We start from the raw sequence: 2,826 nt of genomic DNA, 5'->3' as shown, positions 1-2,826 counted from the left end.
TGCCGCCCGGCACCCCCCTGCCGTGCGACCCCGGGGCCCCCGGCTCGGCCGCCGGCGAGGCGCACGGTGAGGTTGTGCAGGGGCGGGCGGTGGCCCGCGCGGCGCGGGCCGCGCGGGGTGAGCAGGCGGCCGGTGGGGCAGGTGCGGAGTTCCCCGGGCCGCCAGGGGGCGATGGTGCCGCGGAGCTGCCACCGGTCGGGGGCGCCGTCCCCGGCGGGGGTGGCCATGTTGAACAGGGCGAGTCGTACGAGCAGGCCGCCGTGCCCGCCGCCGGTGACGGCGTCGCGCAGCGCGGACACGGCCGGGGAGTCCGCGGCGGCGTCCGTCCAGTGCAGCCGGTCGTCGGCGTCCACGACGAACTGGTGCACCACGGAGCGGGTCAGCTCGCGGGCCAGCGGGTGGTCGCAGGGGCCCAGCACGTGGCGCGGGTTCTGCCACCGGGGCGGTGACACGTCGCCCACGTGGCCGATGGCGAGGTAGCCGACGTCGTGCGAGCGGCCGAGGCGGCCTATGGCGAGCTGGCCGACCATGACGGCGGTGGTCCAGTTCGACGCCGGGTCGACGTCGAAGACGCGGGCGCGGTTGGCCGTGGTGGCGAGGTACTCGTTGTAGTGGCCCCACAGGTCGACGGCCCTGCCGACGACGGGGTCGGCGGTGTCGGGGCGGCCGGGTTCGGTCTCGGCGGCGACGACGGCGGCGTCGATCCAGAAGTGGCCGTTGCCGCCGAGGTTCCAGCCGGCCAGGCCCCGTTGGCGGAGGTAGGTGTGGTACTCCCCGGCGGGCCGGTCCACCGGGAACGGGGCGGCGCCGGCGACGGGCCGGTTGGTGGCCAGGTCGAGCAGGCCGGAGCGGGGGCCGGTGGGCAGGCGGGTGACGGCGGTGCCCGCGAAGTGCAGCCGCGGCAGGTCGAAGACGCTCATGCGGACGCCCCGGTGCCGGCGGGTCCGCCCGTGCGCCGGGCGAGGGCGTCGATCCGCGCGACCGCGTCGAGGGCGGTCTCGATCCCGGCGTTGATCCAGGCGGGGGTCGGGGAGCAGTGCTCGCCCGCGAAGAACAGGCGGCCCTGGGGCCGGGCGGTGCGTTCGGCCTCACGGGCGAGGTCGGCCCCGGTCAGGCCCCAGCGGCGGGCCGCGCACCCGTGGTGCCAGGGCCGTTCCCCCCAGGCCACGCTGACCATGTCGCGGACGGCGGGCGGCGGGCCGAGCCGGGGGTGGAGGCCGCGCAGCTCGCCGAGGACGGCGGCGTGGCGCCGGGCGCGCGGCAGGCGGCCGAGGACGTCGGCGTCCTCGGCGATCGTGTAGCTGCCCAGCAGCGCGGCGCCGGTGCCCGGGTCGCCCTCCGCGGGCGGGTAGTACGTCTGCCGGATGAGGCCGCCGGGGGCCGATCCGCCGCCGCCGATCCCGTCCGCGCGCCAGAACGCCTCGCGGCAGTGCAGCGCCACCTTGGTGGCCGCCCCGTAGTCCAGCGTCCGTATGACCTTCAGCTTGTCGTCGCTGAGGCCGGTCAGCGGCAGGCGGCGCAGCGCCGAGAACGGGATGGTGCACAGCACGATGGGGAACGTGACGGCGGCCGGGGCGTACCGGCCGCCGAGCCGGACGCGCACCCCGTCCGGCCGCACGTCGATGCCGGTGACCGCGTGGCCGGTCCGCACGGGGCGGCGCAGCCGGGTGGCGATGCCCTCGGTGAGCTGGGCCATGCCGCCGGCCAGCCGCACCATGCCGGGGCCCGATTCGCGGACCAGGTCGTCCAGGAAGCCCTCCAGGCGCGCGTCGCAGGCCGCCCGCAGCTCCGGGTGGGCGAGCAGCGCGCCGCCGATGTCGGCCCGGCCGCCGGCGACGAAGGGGGCGAGGTCGAGGCGGTCGGCGGTGGCGAGCAGCTTCCCGAGGTCCCGCCCCGTCACCACCCGCAGCTCGGCGGGGCCCAGCGCGCGGACCATGGCGTGCAGCCAGCCGGTGAAGAGCAGGGCCTCGGGGCGGTGGGACCCGCCCCCGGCGCGCTCCTCGGTGTCCCGGACCAGCGGCCCGGCCGCGTCCCGCACCCGCACCAGGCGCCGTCCGACGCGCAGGCGGTTGCCGGGGTCGCTGAGGATGTTCGCGAAGGGCCGCAGCCGGGGGCGCAGGCCGAGCCGGTCGACGTACCGCAGGGTCAGGGCGTGGTCGGGCGCGATGCGCATGGCCCCCAGCTCCACCAGGGGCCCGCCGGGGCCGGCGAAGCGGTGGGTCAGCACCCGTCCGCCGACCCGCGCGTCGGCCTCCAGCACCACGACGTCGTGGCCGAGCCGTTCCAGCTCCCAGGCCGCGACCAGTCCGCTGATACCGGCTCCCAGCACGGCGATGGCGGGCTCGCCGCCGTCCGGCCACGGCCTCGCCTCGGGCCCGTTCACGCAGTCGTTCCCCCTTCCGGCGCGGCGCTCACCGCACCTCGATTCTTCGGGCCGGTGCCGGGCGCCACATCGCGTGCGGGCGGTGCCGGGACGGGGGTTCGGCGGGACGGCGGTGCCGTCCCGGGCGGCACGGCGGGCGCGCACCCCGCTCGGGCGCGCAGGTTCTGGCGCGCGCCTCCCGGCACCGGGGCGCCGGAGGCTGGGATACCTCGCATGGCCTTCGCGTCGCTGCCGCGGCCGGCCGGCGGAGCGCTGCGGGCGCTGGTCCGGCTGGCACCGCCGATCGGCACCGCCTGGCTGGCGCGTGCCCTGCTGGACGGGCACGGTCCGGCGTCCGGCGCGACGTGGTGGGTGGCGGGCGGGGCGGCGGTGGCGCTGGCGCTGCGTCTGCTCCCGCTCGCCGCGCCCGGGCCGGGCCCGCGGGGGCGGGCCGTGGAGGCGGC

The 2,826-nt window shown here is 78.8% G+C and carries 2 protein-coding genes and 1 pseudogene; 1 reads left to right on the top strand and 2 read right to left on the bottom strand.

Going from position 1 to position 2,826, the window contains the following annotated elements:
• Positions 1 to 920: pseudogene (locus ACSNOC_RS27405) on the bottom strand (ferritin-like domain-containing protein); the annotation flags it as partial.
• The gene (locus ACSNOC_RS27400) at positions 917 to 2,383 is read right to left on the bottom strand and encodes a flavin monoamine oxidase family protein (RefSeq protein WP_436750271.1); all 1,467 of its coding nucleotides are present in this window, start codon (positions 2,381 to 2,383) and stop codon (positions 917 to 919) included. The gene ACSNOC_RS27400 and the pseudogene ACSNOC_RS27405, both read right to left, overlap by 4 nt.
• A gap of 213 nt (positions 2,384 to 2,596) precedes the next feature.
• On the opposite strand from ACSNOC_RS27400, the gene ACSNOC_RS27395 reads away from it, so the two are divergent.
• Positions 2,597 to 2,826: hypothetical protein (locus tag ACSNOC_RS27395; protein WP_436750270.1), on the top strand; the 230-nt coding region annotated here is incomplete at its 3' end.

Source organism: Streptomyces sp. URMC 129 (assembly GCF_051386415.1).
In the GTDB taxonomy this organism is placed as follows: domain Bacteria; phylum Actinomycetota; class Actinomycetes; order Streptomycetales; family Streptomycetaceae; genus Streptomyces.
Note: the sequence above shows the minus strand (reverse complement) of the source record. Positions and strands in the feature narration are given on the sequence as shown.